18 protein-coding genes are annotated in these 15,646 nt (G+C 70.7%); 4 read left to right on the plus strand and 14 right to left on the minus strand.

Annotated features, from left to right (window positions below; all coding sequences use genetic code 11):
• Positions 1 to 48 precede the first annotated feature (48 nt).
• The 6 genes from CUC05_RS13770 to CUC05_RS13795 form a co-directional block, all read right to left on the minus strand.
• Positions 49 to 435 carry a response regulator transcription factor gene (locus CUC05_RS13770; protein ID WP_108666693.1) on the minus strand — a complete coding sequence of 129 codons (387 nt, stop codon included), beginning with the start codon at positions 433 to 435 and terminating at the stop codon, positions 49 to 51.
• An 11-nt stretch (positions 436 to 446) separates the two neighbouring features.
• Complete coding sequence (locus CUC05_RS13775; RefSeq protein WP_108666694.1) at positions 447 to 881, minus strand: response regulator transcription factor; 435 nt, start codon at positions 879 to 881, stop codon at positions 447 to 449.
• Positions 878 to 1,690 carry a hypothetical protein gene (locus tag CUC05_RS13780; protein WP_108666695.1) on the minus strand — a complete coding sequence of 271 codons (813 nt, stop codon included), beginning with the start codon at positions 1,688 to 1,690 and terminating at the stop codon, positions 878 to 880. Before CUC05_RS13780 ends, CUC05_RS13775 begins: the two co-directional genes overlap by 4 nt.
• Complete coding sequence (locus CUC05_RS13785) at positions 1,687 to 3,360, minus strand: sensor histidine kinase (RefSeq protein ID WP_170128011.1); 1,674 nt, start codon at positions 3,358 to 3,360, stop codon at positions 1,687 to 1,689. Before CUC05_RS13785 ends, CUC05_RS13780 begins: the two co-directional genes overlap by 4 nt.
• A gap of 149 nt (positions 3,361 to 3,509) precedes the next feature.
• Positions 3,510 to 6,146, minus strand: a complete 2,637-nt coding sequence (locus tag CUC05_RS13790) for a bifunctional acetate--CoA ligase family protein/GNAT family N-acetyltransferase (protein WP_108666697.1) — start codon at positions 6,144 to 6,146, stop codon at positions 3,510 to 3,512.
• Positions 6,143 to 6,751, minus strand: a complete 609-nt coding sequence (locus tag CUC05_RS13795; protein ID WP_170128012.1) for a flavin reductase family protein — start codon at positions 6,749 to 6,751, stop codon at positions 6,143 to 6,145. The genes CUC05_RS13790 and CUC05_RS13795 overlap by 4 nt, the downstream gene beginning before the upstream one ends.
• A gap of 97 nt (positions 6,752 to 6,848) precedes the next feature.
• Here CUC05_RS13795 and CUC05_RS13800 point away from each other — a divergent pair, with 97 nt between their 5' ends.
• Complete coding sequence (locus tag CUC05_RS13800) at positions 6,849 to 7,253, plus strand: hypothetical protein (protein WP_108666698.1); 405 nt, start codon at positions 6,849 to 6,851, stop codon at positions 7,251 to 7,253.
• 6 nt (positions 7,254 to 7,259) lie between these two features.
• Here the strand turns inward: CUC05_RS13800 and CUC05_RS13805 are convergent, their stop codons facing one another.
• The 8 genes from CUC05_RS13805 to arfB form a co-directional block, all read right to left on the minus strand.
• Positions 7,260 to 7,772: a hypothetical protein gene (locus CUC05_RS13805; RefSeq protein WP_108666699.1), complete on the minus strand. Its 513-nt coding sequence runs from the start codon at positions 7,770 to 7,772 to the stop codon at positions 7,260 to 7,262.
• A 45-nt stretch (positions 7,773 to 7,817) separates the two neighbouring features.
• Complete coding sequence (locus CUC05_RS13810) at positions 7,818 to 8,180, minus strand: response regulator (RefSeq protein WP_108666700.1); 363 nt, start codon at positions 8,178 to 8,180, stop codon at positions 7,818 to 7,820.
• Positions 8,181 to 8,279: 99 nt separating this feature from the next.
• Positions 8,280 to 8,744, minus strand: coding sequence for a chemotaxis protein CheX (locus CUC05_RS13815; RefSeq protein WP_108666701.1), 465 nt, complete (start codon positions 8,742 to 8,744; stop codon positions 8,280 to 8,282).
• Positions 8,745 to 8,775: 31 nt separating this feature from the next.
• Positions 8,776 to 9,636: a CheR family methyltransferase gene (locus CUC05_RS13820; protein WP_205712329.1), complete on the minus strand. Its 861-nt coding sequence runs from the start codon at positions 9,634 to 9,636 to the stop codon at positions 8,776 to 8,778.
• Positions 9,637 to 9,664: 28 nt separating this feature from the next.
• On the minus strand, positions 9,665 to 10,060 hold the full coding sequence (locus CUC05_RS13825) for a response regulator (protein WP_108666702.1): 396 nt from the start codon (positions 10,058 to 10,060) through the stop codon (positions 9,665 to 9,667).
• A 20-nt stretch (positions 10,061 to 10,080) separates the two neighbouring features.
• Positions 10,081 to 10,569, minus strand: a complete 489-nt coding sequence (locus tag CUC05_RS13830) for a chemotaxis protein CheW (RefSeq protein WP_108666703.1) — start codon at positions 10,567 to 10,569, stop codon at positions 10,081 to 10,083.
• Complete coding sequence (locus CUC05_RS13835) at positions 10,569 to 12,845, minus strand: chemotaxis protein CheW (protein WP_240606262.1); 2,277 nt, start codon at positions 12,843 to 12,845, stop codon at positions 10,569 to 10,571. The genes CUC05_RS13830 and CUC05_RS13835 overlap by 1 nt, the downstream gene beginning before the upstream one ends.
• A gap of 102 nt (positions 12,846 to 12,947) precedes the next feature.
• The gene (arfB, locus tag CUC05_RS13840) at positions 12,948 to 13,382 is read right to left on the minus strand and encodes an alternative ribosome rescue aminoacyl-tRNA hydrolase ArfB (protein WP_205712331.1); all 435 of its coding nucleotides are present in this window, start codon (positions 13,380 to 13,382) and stop codon (positions 12,948 to 12,950) included.
• A gap of 68 nt (positions 13,383 to 13,450) precedes the next feature.
• On the opposite strand from arfB, the gene CUC05_RS13845 reads away from it, so the two are divergent.
• The 3 genes from CUC05_RS13845 to CUC05_RS13855 are packed head-to-tail and all read left to right on the plus strand — an operon-like array spanning position 13,451 to position 15,545.
• Positions 13,451 to 14,767, plus strand: coding sequence for an MATE family efflux transporter (locus tag CUC05_RS13845; RefSeq protein ID WP_108666705.1), 1,317 nt, complete (start codon positions 13,451 to 13,453; stop codon positions 14,765 to 14,767).
• Entirely contained in the window at positions 14,764 to 15,204 is a 441-nt protein-coding gene (locus CUC05_RS13850) for a fluoride efflux transporter FluC (protein WP_205712332.1), read from the plus strand. Before CUC05_RS13845 ends, CUC05_RS13850 begins: the two co-directional genes overlap by 4 nt.
• Complete coding sequence (locus CUC05_RS13855; protein ID WP_108666706.1) at positions 15,201 to 15,545, plus strand: FluC/FEX family fluoride channel; 345 nt, start codon at positions 15,201 to 15,203, stop codon at positions 15,543 to 15,545. The genes CUC05_RS13850 and CUC05_RS13855 overlap by 4 nt, the downstream gene beginning before the upstream one ends.
• Positions 15,546 to 15,646 lie beyond the last annotated feature (101 nt).

The following is a 15,646-nucleotide window of genomic DNA, read 5'->3' on the forward strand; positions in this document are numbered from 1 at the left end:
GAGCTGTCATGGTGTCCGGACAGTGGAAAGCGCCCGGCGACGTCGGGATCAGGTGTCCTCGACCAGGCGGGCGATGGCATCGGGGATCTCGCTCATCCGCTCCTTGGAGAGGAACCGATCGATGCCGGCCGCCCGTGCCTCGGCCTCCAGGGTCGGATCACCGAACGCCGAGCACAGGATGATGCGGGCGTTCGGTCGGGTCTCCCGGATCCGCAGCGCCGTCTCGATGCCGTTGAGCCCCGGCATCATCCAGTCGATCACGATGACCTGCGGATCGTGGGGCGGGAGCCCCTCGAGCACCTTCAGGCAGGACTCGCCGTCCTCGGCTTCGGCGACGACCTCGAGGTTGCCGTCCGACAGCTCGATCAGGTGGCGGATCAGGAACCGGATGTCCTCCTGGTCGTCGACGACGATGGTCGTGGTGGCTGTCGACATCGAGTCCTCGATCAGGAGTGCTGGCTGGAGGCGAGGGCCTTCAGCTCGTCGTGGCGGCGGGCAATACGGCTCTGGAGGTCGCTGGCGTGCAGCTCCTCGACGGTGGAGATGAGGGCGTCGAGGTCGAAGGGCTTGTTGAGGTAGGCGTCACAGCCAAGCGTCCACGCGTGCACGAGGTCCTCGTGGGAGAACTTCACGGTGCACATCAGCACGGGGACGTGCTGGTGGCGGGGGTGGTTGCGAACGGCTTCGAGCACGTGCCAGCCATCGACGGCCGGCATCTGGACGTCGAGCACGATCACGTCGATGTCGGTGAGATCGCCGAGCAGCTGCAGCGCGTCGATGCCGCCGTCGGCGCTGGTCACCCTGTGCCCCGCCGACTCCAGCGTGATCTGCATCAGCAGGCGCAGGTCGGCGGCGTCGTCGCACACGAGGACGTGGCTCACCCGAGCACCTCCTGGAGGACGTGATCGTCGGGCGCCGCGGCGGACGCCGCCGCCGCGCGGTCCCCGAGGTCCTCGATGGCCTCGAAGCGTTCGTTCCAGTCCTTCACCGTGCCAGTCTCCAACCCGCGAACCACCCAGAAGAAGTACAGGGCTGCCGGGACACCCAACCAGTCGACCCACAGTCCGTGGAAGTCCGGGGCGAACAGCGCCGACCCTGCGTAGACGACGTAGGAGGCATGCATGACCGCACACGTCGGGAAGATCATCATCAGGGAGAGGCCGGACAATGACCAGCCCCCGTGCTCGCGGCGGTTGTGCAGCTGGCCCCGCATCAGGGCTGCCCCGATCCCGAGGTACAACCCGACGAGCAGGATGTTGGGGATCAGGCGCGTGTCCATCGCGGTCGCCCCGGTGAGCAGGCGCAGGCCGACGGCGAGGGTGGCCACGGCGGCGATGAGGTGCGCACCGGCCACGAGCCGGAGCCACGCCGGGGTCCCCCGGAGGTACCGATCGCCTCGGCCGCCGCGGCTGGCCTCGATCCGCAGCAGCGCCCAGATCCCGCCGGCCGGGACCCCCATGGCCACCGCGACGAGGTCTGCCGGCCCGACCTCCCGGCCCTCCGCCAGCACGTGGATGCCGTGCACCAGGTGGTGGGCGCCGCAGGTGTACATGATGCTCAGCCACGCGACCCCGAAATGGGACCAGCCGCGGCGCCTGATCGCGCGTTCCAGGTCCATGGCGATCATGGTGCCGATGGCCATGTAGATCACGGCCAGCAGCAGGTTGAGCAGGGCGGTGGCCAGGATCATCCGTTGCTCCGTGCCGGTAGGCCGAGCTGGCGCATGAACTCGTCGACGCTGGTGTGGGCTGCCGCGGCGGTACCGGAGATGTCGACGACGTGGTCGAGGTCGTCGGCCACCGGCAGGACCACCGTGAACGTCGAGCCCTGCCCCAGCGTGGACCGTGCCTCGACCCGGCCGTGCATGCCGTTGACCAGCGACTCCACGATGTACAGGCCGATGCCGGTGCCGCCGAACCGACGAACGTCGGTCGCCTCGGCCTGCCAGAACCGGTCGAAGCACTGGTCGAGCTGTTCCTGGGTCATGCCGATGCCCCGGTCGATGACCGAGATGCTGATCTCGCCATCAGCGCGGACAGCGGTGATCCGCAGGTCCTGCCCGCCGGGGGAGTACTTGGCGGCGTTGTCCAGGAGGTGGTCCAGCGTCGTGACCAGCGCGTCGCCGCTCCCGAGGGCGAGCAGGTCGTCCTCGACGTCGACCTCGATGGTGCGGCCGAGGGAGTTGCTGAGGCCACGCATGCGGGTTCGCAGGATGTCGCTGACGTCGATGGGTTCGATCTCCAGGTCCACCCGGCCGGCTTCGATTCGTGAGCTGAGCAGCAACCGGTCCACGATGTTGGCGAGCTCGGCGCTGCGCGTCTCGATGGCGGCAAGCGCAACCTGCGCCTCGGTGTCGGGCACGGTCCGACGGAGGACCTGCGCGAACCCCCGGATCACCGTCAGCGGGGTCTTCAGCTCGTGGGACGCGGTCGCCAGGAACATGGTCTTGGCCTCGTCTGCCTGGCGCAGCCGAGTGATGTCGCGGAACGAGTGCAGGAACTGCGTCTCCTCGCCGGGGCCCGACAGGCGCGAGGCCGTTGCCAGCAGCGGCTGCCTGACCCCGTCGGTGTCGCGCCAGACCTGCACGCCCTGGTCGTCGTGGCAGAGCGCGGCGAGGGCGCAGGTCCGCCGGCAGTCCAGCGCCTCGCTGTCCTGGTGCAGCGACAGGCGGTCGTTGCACGTGCCGCCGATCAGCTCGTCTGCGGTCGTGACGCCCAGCGATCGCTCCGCCGCAGGGTTGACCTGGCGGATGACCCCACCCTCGCCGGTCACGACGATGCCCTCGCTGGACCGCGCCAGGATGTGGTCGGACCGCTGGACGGACTCGGCGACGCTGCGGGCATCACGCTTCTGCACCGTCAGCGCGCGACCGACCACGAGCAGGACCCCGACGAGGGCCAGGGTGTCCACGACCTCCCTGAGCGGGTCGATGGGTCCACCACCGGCCAGGAGCGTGACGATCCATCGCACGGCCAGCAACGCCGTGCCGAACGCCACGCCCGGGACGACGCCGGAGCGGTAGGCCACACCCGCCGCGAACGGCACCAGCAGCACCATCACGGTCGATGCCGACGCCGGGTCGATTCCCATCAGCACGCTGGCCACGACCAGGTCCAGGGCCATGCCGGCCCGGAGGGTCCGGGTGTCGGCCGGCCCCTCCTCGGCGAACCACAGCCCCGCAGCCGCCGGCACCCAGATCAGCCCGGCGCCCCAGACGACCCATGCCGGTGCCGCGACCGTCTCCACCGACAGGACCGCGGTGACGACGAGCGCCGCGAGGACCCGGATCAACGCCAGGATCCGGCGCGCGGCAAGGTCGCCGACGGCGGTCGGCAGGTACGCAGGCGGGGGGGTTGGCATTCGGATCCGTGGGGGGAGACGGGCGTGCGTCCTTGATCGGCAGGCAGCAGCCGTCCGAGAGCGATTCCATCGTCGGGGTTGCAGCCGACCGGCGCCATGGCCGCTCGTGACCATTTTCGCCCGTGCCGGATGCGTACGCCCGACGCAGGTCAGCGCCGGGACAGCCCCGACGCACGGAGGTGGATCCGTGCGTCGACCACGCTCGTGCCGTGCCGACGGACGAACACCGGGTTCAGCTCCAGGTCGACGATCTCGGGGTGTGCCTCGGCCATGGCACCCAGCCGCAGCAGAACGGTGCGCAGGGCGCCGACGTCGACCGGACTCGATCCCCGGTATCCGGTCAGCAGGGGGAAGCCGCGCATGCGCTGCAGCATGTCGTCGACGTCGAGGTCGGTCAGCGGGAGCACCTTCACGGTGCGGTCCGACAGCAGCTCGGCGAGGGTGCCGCCGAGGCCCAGCTGGAGGGTCGGTCCGAACGTGGGATCGGAGACGATCGCGATGGTCGTCTCGACCCCGTCGGGAACCATCTGCTGGACCAGCCAGCCCTCCGCCAGCGCATCCTCGCGTCCTCGGCGTCGCAGGTCGCGTTCCATGGCCTCGACCGCATCGGCGATCTGACCCGGTCGGGAGAGGCCCAGCCTGACCACACCGAGCTCGGTCTTCTCCACCGGCGCGGCCGGCTTGAGCACGACCGGTCCGCCGAGCTCCTCCTGCGCGGCCGCCGCGGCGGCGCCGTCGGCGACGATCCGGTGGTCCGCGCAGGGGATGGCGTGGGCCCGCAGGAGGGCGTTGGCCTGTCCTGCGGGCAGCCAGACATCGTCGGACGAGCCGAGGGCGGCCTCAACGATCGCGCCGGCTGCGTCGATGTCGGCGTCGTCGAAGGCCACCACGTTGCCCAGCGGCTGGCGTCGCCAGCGGGCGTGGTCGGCCACGTGGGCCAGCGCCTCGGCCGCCCCCTCGGGGAACGGGACGGTCGGCAGGCCGGCCCGGCGCAGGGCCGTCGGCGTCTGGTCGGTGCTCATCAGGACGGTGATCATCGGCACCGTGACGTCCGCGGACGCCTCGGCCAGCTCCTCGGCCAGCACCGACTGTCCACGGCGAAGGGGCGGGGCGTCGATCACCAGCAACGCATCGACGGCACCCGAGGCCCCCAGCGCGCGGACGGCGGCGGCCATGTCGGCGGCGGTGGCGTCGCCGCGCAGGACCAGCGGGTTGGACGGCTCGCCCAGGACGGGCAGCTCCGCTGCGAGCCGCTGGACCACGTCGTCCTCCGGTGCGGTGACCTCCAGGCCGTTGGCCTCGCAGGCGTCGGCGGCGAGGATGGCAGGCCCCACGCCGTTGGACACGATGCCGACCCGGTGCCCCGACGGCAGGGGCTGGCTGGACAGCAGCGACGTCACGGCGAACATCTGGTCGAGCGTCGGAACGCGGACGACGCCGGTCTGGTCGAACATCGCCTGGACGATGGCGTCGTCGCTGCCTCGGCGATCGGCCTTGACCACCACGACGGGCTTGCGGCGACCGATGCGCCGGGCGATGCGGGCGAACGTGCGTGGATTGCCGAAGGACTCCAGGTACAGCACGATCACGTCGGTTGCGTCGTCGGCCTCCCAGTACTGCAGCAGGTCGTTGGAGGAGATGTCGCTCTTGTTGCCGATGGACGCGAACGTCGACAGGCCGAGCCCCAACCGCTCGCTGGCGTCCAGGATCGCCATGCCGAGGGTGCCCGACTGGCTGGACACCCCGACACGGCCCGCCGGGGGCAGCGACGGCGCGAACGTCCCGTTGAGGCGGACGTCCTCCGCCGCGTTGAGCACCCCCATGCAGTTGGGGCCGATCAGGCGGATCCCGTGCCGCCGGGCGGTGCGCAGGACCTCGGCCTCCATCGCGGCGCCCTCGTCGCCGGACTCCGAGAACCCCGTCCCGATCAGCACGGCGGCCCGGACGCCGAGCTCACCGGCCTGGTCGACCACGGACTCGACCAGCGGGGCGGGTACGCAGACGAAGACGGTGTCGGGGACGGTGGGGCAGGCCTCGAGTGTCGGGTAGGCAGCCACGGACTGGACGTGGGGGGTGTGCGGGTTGACCGGGTAGACCGCCCCGCTGTACCCGCCGTGCAGCAGGCTGGACAGGACCACCCCACCGATGGACCCGGGGTCGCGGCTGGCACCGATCACGGCCACCGCGGCGGGGCTGAAGACTGCCTCGAGGGCCTTCCGGGCCGCACGCCGATCCAGCTCACCGGCCTTCTCCAGCAGGGCCTCGGTCGGCGTGGTCGTGAAGGTGGCCGTGACCACGTCGCCGTAGTCCTTGAACGCCGGCTCGAACCCGGCAGCCTGCATGACGGCCATCATCGACCGGTTGAGCTTCAGGATCTCGCCGTGGAACTGGGTGATGCCGCGGTCCCGGGCGGGCTGCAGCAGCTGGCGCAGCAGCGCGGTGCCCAGCCCGCGTCCCTGTTCGGCGTCCTCGACGGTGACGGCGAACTCGGCGCTGTCGGGTGACTCGGGCAGGCGATCGAAGCGGGCCACGGCGATGATGCGGTCGCGGACCTCGGCCACGAGCGCGAACCGATCGTGCCCGTCGACGTCGGTCAGGTAGCGGATCTGGGCTTCGCTCAGCTGCTGGGGCGCGAAGAACCGCAGCCGGATGGTCTCCGGCGACAGGCGCTGCCACATCGCCTTCATCGCCTCGAAGTCGTCGGGGCGGATCGGCCGGACGCGGACCGTCTGCCCGTCGGTCAGGACGATGTCGCCGGTGTAGTCGACGGGATCCGGGATGGTCATGCCGTGCCGGCCTCGAGGTCGGTCCACGACGGACGCTTCAGCTCGGTGATCGTGCCGGGCATCGCGTAGCGGCTGCCGCTGAGGCGGCCGACGGGCGCGAGCGCCTCGTGGTCGACCCGGCCGTCGCGCCACACCGCATCGTCCACGTGCAGGTGGGTGACGTCACCGAAGACCATGTGCCCGCTGCCCATCGACAGGACGGTGCGGACCGTGCACTCCAGCGCTGCCGGGGATGCCGCGACGCGAGGTGGCGCAACCGTGACGGACCCGACCGGTTCGAGGCCAGCGAGGGCGAACTCGTCGGTGTCGGGCGGGGCGTCCACAGCGGTGGTGTTCATGGCCGCCAGGAGGGCAGGGGTGACCAGCGACACGGTGAACTCGGGGTGGGCACGCACGTTGGCCAACGTGTCCTTGGTCCCCGTCGAGGTGAAGTGCACGATCGGGGGGTCGCTGGAGACCACGTTGAAGAACGAGTGGGGCGCGAGGTTCGGCACGCCGTCGCGACCGATGCTGCCGACCCAGGCGATCGGTCGTGGGACCACCAGGGCGCTCAGCAGGTGGTAGGTGGCGTCCGGCGACAGGTCGGCAGGGTCGAAGGTCGGCATCGCGACGGATGGTAGACCCGGGGTGCCCCGCCCGGGTCGGGCACGAGCCGAGAACCCGTCTTGGGCTTCGAAGGGTGGACAGGCATCATCGGGCGCCGTGATCTTCCGCCGGAAACGACTGCCAGACGAGCTGGTCGAACCACGCAGGGCCTTCGACGACCAGGTCGAGCGCCTCGAGGCCGCCCGGCGCGCGCTGATGTCGTGCCTGCCCGTCGGCAGGGTCGACCCGGCACCGGTCGAGGTGGGCCTCGACCTCGTGGCCGACACCCTCGAGGAGCTGTCGGCCGAGCTGGAGGCGTGGCGTTGCCCACCGCTGGAGGAGGCCTGGCAGGGCTGCGTCGAGGCGATCGCCGAGTCGCGGGGGACCATCGCCGAGGCCCACCGGGTGGCCCGCGAGTCCACGGAGCTCGAGGAGCTGCTCGGCGCGGTCGAGGACGTGGACGAACCGTTGGGTCACGCGTTCGGCCGGGCGGAACGGGCCTTCAACGCCCAGCGGCGCTGAACGCGCTCAGGCAGCCAGGGCGACGTCGGCCTCGGCGCGCGAGACCACCGTCAGCACACCCTCGCCGTACTCCTCGATGTCCACGGTGAAGTGGCGACGGCGGGTGCCGTCCCGCAGCAGCGTGCGCACACCTCCGGGCAGCAGTTCGCCGACCCGGTACATGCCGCGCAGCTTCACGTGCGGGCTGTCGGGGGAGTTCAGGACCCGTGACAGGACGTTCACCACTTCCTTGAAGCAGTCGAACATGTCCCCGTCGATCTCACCGGCGACGAGGGCCTCGTCGGCGACCGAGGGCGGCATCATGACCAGCGCGGAGCCCGATCGGCACGCGAAGGACAGGTCCGCGATCGCGGCACCGGCGGCCTCGCCGTCGGCGTCGACGTACTCGGCGACCACACCGACGGTGCCGGGGGACAGGGCCAGCCCGTCATCGACCCGGTCGACCGCGCAGGTCTTGGACAGCAGGTCGGAGAAGAGGTCGCGGAGCGCCTCGCGGTCGGGCAGGGGAACGTCGGCCATGGGGTCACACGTCTTCTCGTCGGGGTCCGGAGTCGGGACCGTCGGTCAGGACACCGTGCCGGCCATCACGCTGGCGAAGGTCTCGGCCGTGAAGGGCTTGGCGATGGTGAACGACGCGCCGTTGGTGATGGCCACCTCACGCATCTCCGGGGTCGTCTCGGAGGTGACGAACCCGAAGGTCGTGGGGTTGCCCTCCGCGCGCAGCGCCTGGAGGAACTCGATACCCGACATGTTGGGCATGTTCCAGTCCGACACGATCAGGTCCGGGTGGTGTTCGCGCACGGCGGCGAGGCCCTGCACACCGTCCTCGGCCTGGATGAACTCGGCGCCGGCGAACTCGGTCTGCTTCAGCATGCGCATGACGATCATGCGCATCGCCTTGGAATCGTCGCACACAACGATCTTCATGGTGCTGGTCTCCTGTGATGTGGTGGGTCGTGTTCCCAGTCGGCCCGAGACGGCTGGAGCTGAGCGGGCAGCTGGACGAAGGCGTGAAGAGACGCGGTCTCAGGCGAACACCGGCACGTCGGCGGACGCCCGTTCGAGGACTCGAACGGCCAACGACTGGCCGGCGGACGCGAACCACGACTCGTTGAGCACCGTTGAGCCGGGGACCGACAGCGTGTACTGCGTCCCGCCGATCACGGTGGGAAGCGACAGGCTGGAGGGCCCGTCGACCATCGCCTTCACGCTGCCGCCGAGCATGTTGGCGATCTCGCCGAAGGCGTCCCCGATGTCGTCCTCCGACAGCTCGTCGGCCTCCATCCCGAACATGGACTCGGCGACGGCGGTCGCCAGCGCGTGCGTGCCGTGGAGGACGATCGTGCCCTCCCACGTCCCGTGCACGTGGATGAGGCTGGACAACGAGGGGACGTCGTCGGCCTGCGGCCCGCTCTCGTCGATGTCCATGCCCAGCACCGACTGCCAGATCTCGGCCACGAGGGCCCGGATGTCGTGATGACTCAGTTCCATCTCTTCCTCCAGGAAGGTAGTGCGCAGCGTGTCACAGCGAGGGTCGTCGGACGGAGCGGAACCACACGGAACGCCCCAGTGTCACGCGGTCGTAGTCGGTCGGTGCGCCGACGGTGGTCTCCGCGCCGCCGAGGCTCAGGTACCCCCCCGGCGCGAGCGTCTGGCGCATCCGGCGCAGGATGTCCTGCTTGGTCTCGTCGTCGAAGTAGATCAGCACGTTGCGGAGCAGCACAAGGTCGGTGCCCGGCTGTGCAGCCCACGGTCCGATGAGGTTGGTGTGCTCGAACCGGACCATGCGCCGGACCTCCTCGCTGATCCGCCACCGTGCCCCCTGCCGGTCGAAGTACTTGACCAGCATCGGTGCGGGCAGTCCCCGGTTGACGTCGAGCTGGGAGTACTCCCCGTGCGCGGCACGGGCCAGCACGGCGCGGGAGATGTCGGTGGCCAGGATCTCCAGGTCCCAGCCGAGCAGCGTCGGTAGGTGTTCACGGATCGCCATGGCCACGGAGTAGGGCTCCTGGCCGGAGGAGGCTGCGGCGCACCAGATGCGCAGGCGGCGGCTGGCCGCGTTGGTGCGCATCAGCTCCGGCAGGACGTCGGTGACGAGGCTCTGGAAGGGGTGGATGTCGCGGAAGAACGACGTCTCGTTGATGGTGAGCGCGTCGATCACGTCACGGGAGAGCTGTCCGCTCGGCCGGGACCGGACGCGTTCCACGAGCTGGCCGATGTCGCCGATGCCGTGGGCGGCAGCGACCGGGGTCAGGCGCGAGACCACGAGGTACTCCTTGCCCTCGTCGATCGTGATCGCCGATTCCCGCCGCACGAACTCGCGGATCCACGAGAAGTCGGCGGGCGCGATGTCGGCCGCAGGGACGGTGGTGAGGGAGCTCACAGGGGCCTCCGAACGTGTCGAGGGACGATCACGCGTCGACCCCGGCGGCAGCCGGCAGCGGGACACCCATCAGGGCGAGCTTCTGCGCGACGACGTCCGCGGTGACGGGCTTCATGGCGTACTCGTCGGCCCCGGCCTTCATCGCCTCGTAGACGTTGCGGGGGCTGGCCTCCGACGTCACCATCAGCAGCTTGATCCGGTCCCACCGGCGGTCGTCGCGCACGGTGCGGACGAACGACAGCCCGTCCATGACGGGCATGTTCCAGTCGACGAGGGCAACGTCCACCGGGCCGTCGGCACCCAGCAGGTCGAGGGCAGCCTGTCCGTGTTCGGCGCTGTCGGTGTCGAAGCCGAGGCCCGTCATCAGACGGGTCAGCAGGCTTCGCATCGCGCGGGAGTCATCGATGACGAGGGCTCGTGGCATGGCAGGTCTCCTGGGGTCGGTCAGGACGTCAGCCGCAGCACGGCGGCAAGGTCCAGGGCCAGCAGCAGCTGACCGTCGAGCTTGTAGATCCCGTCGATGACCGCGGCGGCGCCGGCAGGCAGCGTCGACGGCGGTTCCTCGAGCAGGTCGCGGGTGACGTTGGTCACGTCACCGATCCGATCCACGAGCAGGCTCGTGGGGCCGTCGGGGGTGTGGACGACGACGTTGAGCGGGTGGTCGCCGAGGTCGTCGCCCATGCCGTCCGGTCGTGCGGGGAGCCCGAGGCGCGACCGCAGGTCGACCGCGGTGACGATCTGCCCGCGAAGGTTGATCAGCCCCCGGACATCATCGGGTGCCAACGGCACCGGGGTCAGCTCCTGGTGGCGGATGACCTCCTGGACGTCGAGCACGTCCACGCCGAAGACCAGGTCGTCCACGGCGAAGGTGCACAGCTGGCGGACAGGCGTCCGCGTGGCAGGGGTCCTGTCGAGGACGGTGTTCGTGGTCATCAGGCGGTCACCAGCTCGTGGTCGGGGAGGTCGGGAGAAACGGTGGCGATGACGGCCTCGACGTCGAGGACGTCCGTCACCTGGCCACCGACCACGGCGGAGCCGAGCACACCGTGGCGCGAGGACGGGCTCTGGAGGACCAGGGGTTCGTCGAGGACGTCGTGGATGCGATGGACGACGAGACCCACACGGCGCGCCCCGCGCTCCTGCACGATGACCTGAAGGGTTGCTGCTGCGTGGTCCCGCTGTCGGAGTCCGAGGACGCCGGACAGGTCCACCAGCGGGAGGATCGCGTCGCGGTACTGCACGACGGGCTGCCCCGAGGCGTACTCGATGTGCGCCGCGTCGATCTCCTCCAGTCGCGCGACCTGGCGGAGCGGGACGACCATCCGGACGTCCGTGCCGCTGGGACCGGCACCGAGGCCGAAGACCAGGAGGGACTCGGCCCCGGCCCCGTGATCGGTGGCGTCGCCGTCGTCGTCGGTGGACTGCAGCCGCGTTGTCCCCGTGCCGATTCCCACGCTGGCGGCGATGCCCATGACGTCGAGGATCAAGGCAACACGGCCGTCGCCCATGATCGTTGCGCCCGCGTAGACCGACAGGTTGTTCAGCGCGTGTCCGAGCGGCTTGACCACGATCTCCGCGGTGTCGCTGACCGCGTCGACGACGAGCCCGAACTGATGGTTGTCGGCCTGGAGCACGACGATGTTGGACGCGCCGGTCGGCGTCGTCTCGATTCCCAGGACATCGGCCAGTCCCACCAGCGGCAGCAGCCGATCGCGGAGCCGGTACACCGGGGTGCCGTGCACGTGCTCGATGGCCGTGGCCGCGTCGGCGGCCTCGACGCGGACGAGCTCGAGCAGGCTGACCTGGGGAATGGCGAAGCGCTGGCCGCCGGAGGTGACGACGAGGGCCGGGATGATCGCCAGCGTCAGCGGGATCTTCAGCTTCGTCGTGGTGCCCGCGCCCGGGGTCGAGGTCACGTCGACGCTGCCGCCGATGCGCTCGATCGAGGTGCGTACCACGTCCATGCCGACACCGCGTCCGGACAGGTTGGACACCGAATCGGCAGTGGAGAAACCTGGCGCGAAGACGAGGTCGATGATCTCGCGTTCGGTCATCTGCTGGGCGCGCTCAGCGGTGACGATGCCCTTGGTGACCGCCTTCACCGCAACCGCACCGGCGTCGATGCCTGCGCCGTCGTCGGCGATCTCGATGTTGACCTGTCCACCTTCGTGGTAGGCCCTCAGCGTCACCGTGCCTGCCTCGGGCTTCCCGGCGGCCCGGCGCACGTCGGGGGTCTCGATGCCGTGGTCCACGGAGTTGCGGACCATGTGGGTCAGCGGATCCTTGATCGCCTCGATGATGGTCTTGTCGAGCTCGGTCTCCTTGCCCTCCATCTCGATGGTGACCTGCTTGCCGAGGGACAACGCGATGTCACGCACGACTCGTGGGAACTTGCTGAAGACATTCCCGATGGGCTGCATGCGCGTCTTCATGACGCCCTCCTGCAGCTCGGTCGTGATGAGGTTGAGCCGTTGGGAGGTGTCAGCCAGGACCGACGACCCGGTTCGGGCGGTCACCTGCATGATCTGGTTGCGTGCGAGGACGAGCTCACCCACCAGGTTCATCAGGTTGTCGAGCAGGTCGACGTCGACACGGATGGTGGCGTCGGCCGGGGCGGTCCGACGCTGCGCGTCCTGCACCTCCAGGGCCTCCGTGACCGCCTCGTGCGGGACGGCGCCACGCTCCACGAGGATCTCGCCGAGCTGACGGGGGTCCCCGTCGGCCTGTGCGGATGCGGCGTCCTCGATCACCTCGTCGGGCAGGCCTGCGGTGCTTCGGAGGATGTCCCCGAGCCGATGGCCGCCGTTGGCTGCGTCGGGGTCATCCGACGTCGGGTCGTGTGCGGCCGCGTCCAGGCGTGCCACCAGGGGACCGTAGACGCCGGTGCCCTCGGTGCCGTCGGCTTCGATCGACGTCAGGATCTCGCGGAGCGCGTCGACCATGGCCAGCAGCACGCTCGTGCGGGCGGCGTCGAGGACCAGCTCGCGGTCGCGCAGCTTGGACAGCAGGTTCTCGCCCACGTGCGCGACGGACTCGAGCTTGCCGAAGCCGAGGAAGCCCGACGTGCCCTTGATCGTGTGGATGTCGCGGAAGATCCCCGCGAGCACGTCGACGTCGTCGGGGTCGTCCTCGAGCCTGACGAGCTCCTCGTCGAGCCGATCGAGGTTCTCGCGGCTCTCCACGAGGAACTCCTCGATGATCTCATCCATCTCGTCCACGTGCGAGGCCTTCCGGGTGTTCCGTGCTGGTGACGGACCTCCCATCGGCGCCTGCTCGGCCGACCTGAGTCGCTGGACGGGGACGCGTCCGGCTCAGCGCCAGTCGGGCTCCTTGCGGGTGCGCTTGAGCTCGCCCCGACGCTTCTTGTTGTCCAGCCGGCGCTGGCGAGCGCGACGGGACGGCTTGGTCGGGCGCCGTGGCTTGGCCGGCGGCGACGTGGCCTCCACGAGCAGGTCGCGCAGCCGGGTGAGGGCAACCTGCCGGTTGCGCGTCTGCGAGCGGGTCTCCGCGACCTGCACGATGACCTCGCCCGACGTGGTCAGGCGGTCGGCGAGCCGCCGGGTGATGCGGTCCTTGAGCCGACCGGGCAGGGCCTGCGAGGCCTCGACGTCGAACCGCAGCTCGACGGCCGTGTTGGACCTGTTGGCATGCTGGCCACCCGGTCCGCCGGAGGTGACGAACCGCCAGTCGAGCTCGGCGTCGGGGATGTGCACCCCACGCACGTGGAGGCCGTCCTGCATCGGCATCGACCGTAGCGTGTCGGACGCCGGATGAACGTGCGATCCGCCGTCCCGAGTGGTCTGCTTCACAACCCATGGACACCGCCGCACGACGCAGGGAGATCCTCGGGCTGGCCCTGCCGGCCACCGTTGCGCTGGCCGCCGACCCGCTCCTCGGCCTGGTCGACACCGCCCTCGTGGGCCGGCTGGGCACCGACGAGCTCGCGGCGCTGGGTGTGGCCACGGCGGTGTTCACGACGGCGTTCGTGGTCTTCAACGTGCTGACCTACGGGACCACGGCCCGGGTCGCGCAGCTGGTGGGCGCACGCCGACCGGCGGATGCCGCCACGTTCACCGTCCAGGCCATCTGGGCGTCACTTGCCGCCGGTTTGCTGGTCACGACGGTCCTCGTCACCGCGACCGGTCCCGTCCTCGACCTGATGGGGGCCAGCGGCGACGTCACCGAACCGGCGACGACGTATCTGCGGATCCGGGCGTTCGCCGCCGTGCCCGTGCTGCTCGTCCAGGTCGGCCACGGGGCGCTGCGCGGGCTCAAGGACACCCGTACGCCGCTGGTGGTCACCGTCGTCGCCAACGTGGCCAACGCCATCCTCAGCGTGATCCTCATCCATCCCGTCGGGCTCGGGGTGGCCGGTGCGGCGCTCGGCACCGTCATCGCCCAGGGCATGGCCGCGGTCGTGTTCATGGTGATCGTGCGGCGCCGGTTGCCGGCCCCGTCGCTGCGACCCGTGCCGTCGCAGCTGGCCACCCTCGCGCGGATCAGCCGCGACCTCTTCGTCCGCACCGTCTCCCTCGTGGTCGGGCTGGCGGTGCTGACCGCCGCCGCTGCGCGGATCGACACGGTCGCGGTGGCCGGTCACCAGGTCGCGCGCGAGCTGTGGCTGCTGTCCACCCTGATGCTCGACGGTTTCGCGATCGCCGGACAGGCGATGGTGGGGACGGCGCTGGGAGAGGGCGATCGGGCACGGGCACGGGCGGACGCCTGGTCCCTGACCCGCTGGGGGCTGGGGGCGGGTGTCGTGGCGATGCTGGTCTACCTGCCGCTGGGTGGGGTGCTGCCCGGCATCTTCACCACTGACCCTGCGGTCATCGAGACCGTCGGCAGCGTCTGGCTGCTCGTGGCCCTCCTGCAGCCGATCGGCGGGGTGACGTTCGTCCTCGACGGCGTCTTCATGGGCGCCGGCGACTTCACGTTCCTCATGGGGTCGACGGTGACGGCCGTCGTCGTCGGGTTGCTGCCGGTGATCGCGCTGGCCCTCTCCCGTGGCTGGGGCCTCCCCGGGCTGTGGTGGTCAGTCGTCGCCCTGATGGTCATCCGCGTGGGCGCCCAGCTGTGGCGCCTCCGCGGTGCGGCCTGGACCCGCGTGGCCGAACGCCAGGCGACGACGTGACCCCGACCGCAGCGGGTGCCTCGGGCGGACGCACCGCGCTGGTCGTCGCGGCCGGAGGTGCGGTCGGGGCGCTGCTGCGCTGGCAGCTGGCGGGTGTGATGAACGGCCTCGTCGTCGGCGCGTGCCCGGCCACCGCCAGCTGCGTGGCGACACAGCCGGCGTTCCCGTGGGGCACGCTGCTGGTCAACGTGGTCGGCGCGTTGCTGCTGGGATGGGTCGCCGGCCGACAGGTCGACCCGATGCGACGGGCGTTCCTCGGCACCGGGGTGCTGGGGGCGTTCACGACCTTCAGCGCGTTCGCCGTCGAGGCGGTCCTGGTCGGTCGGCGCAGCCCGCTGGAGGGCATCGCCTACGTGGGGGTGACGCTGGGGGTCGGGTTGGCCGCCGCACGGCTGGGGCAACGGGCGTCCCGGCCCCGTCCGGGAGCGCCGTCGTGACGGCACTGGCGGTGGCGGCAGGCGGGGCCCTCGGCGCGGTGCTGCGCTGGTGGCTGTCGCGGCTGAACGGATCGTGGCCCCGGGGGACGTTCGCGGCCAACATGCTCGGGTGCCTCGCGCTCGGCCTGCTCCTGGCCGTCGACCCCGCGGGAGTGCTGCTGGTCCCACGTCCCCTTCCCACCGGGATCGCGGCCGGGCTGCTCGGGGGCCTGACGACCTTCTCGACGTTCGCGGTCGAGGCCGCCTCGCCGACCGGGATCCGCTACGGCTACGTCGCCGGCACCGTGCTGTGCGGACTGGGCCTGGCCTGGGTCGGCGCGCACCTCCATCCCCCGTTCTGAGGCCCGCGCCGGCCACTCCCCAGACGGACCTCGCTACCTCAGACCGATGCCCGTGACGGGCGTTGTCGAGATACGGCACCTTCCCGATGTGGGGGAGGGGG

It is taken from the genome of Euzebya rosea (assembly GCF_003073135.1).
In the GTDB taxonomy this organism is placed as follows: Bacteria; Actinomycetota; Nitriliruptoria; order Euzebyales; family Euzebyaceae; genus Euzebya; species Euzebya rosea.